General features: G+C 56.6%; 1 protein-coding gene. It reads left to right on the forward strand.

The features are described from left to right. Nucleotides 1-413: 413 nt before the first annotated feature. On the forward strand, nucleotides 414-632 hold a 219-nt coding region (locus JV201_RS02895; RefSeq protein ID WP_219406480.1), incomplete at its 3' end, for a DUF6124 family protein.

Consider the following 632-nt stretch of genomic DNA (forward strand, 5'->3'; position numbering starts at 1 on the left):
TTGCGATACAGGCGACTCGGTCTTCCTGCTGGAACGAGGTGATGCTATCGCAGGCAAGCCAGCTCCCACAGTTTGGATTGTGTTCGATTCGAATGTGGAGGCCCTCCACAGAAATTTCCGACAGTGATTGGCGGTTGTCCTTGGGAAACTCAATCTCTAGTCTCCGAACACCACTGCAAACTCAGTGTTCGGGCGTCGCGGCCCGGATTTCTTCAGGCGCAAAAGCGCCATCGTCTGCTTTCAGTTGACGCTTTTTTATCGTCTACTGTGCGGCGCTATGGTGGCTGTGCGCGGGATACCTTCGGGTATGCCGGTGTTCTGGAGAGCCGGTCCGCGAACCTGCGCACAGCTGCCACCCCCATCGCGTCGCGGCGATCAGTGGCAGCTCCTTTGTACATCTCCGGAGCTTCACAATGATTAAACCTACCCCCAATCCCCCCTTTCGGCTGTTCACCGTAGCCGACGGAATCAGCACCGAAGACCTATTGGTCAACCTCATTGAAACACTCGCCTCGGCCAATGCGCTGAGTTGCGACTTGGCGTTTAGCCTGGAAGGATCGAAGCGAGAGGAGTTGTTGGGCGTCGCTCAGTTGATCGAGCTGGCGGAGTTACTGGCTGATCGGGTGCACGAT

The organism is Pseudomonas sp. Colony2, from assembly GCF_019382755.1.
GTDB lineage: Bacteria > Pseudomonadota > Gammaproteobacteria > Pseudomonadales > Pseudomonadaceae > Aquipseudomonas.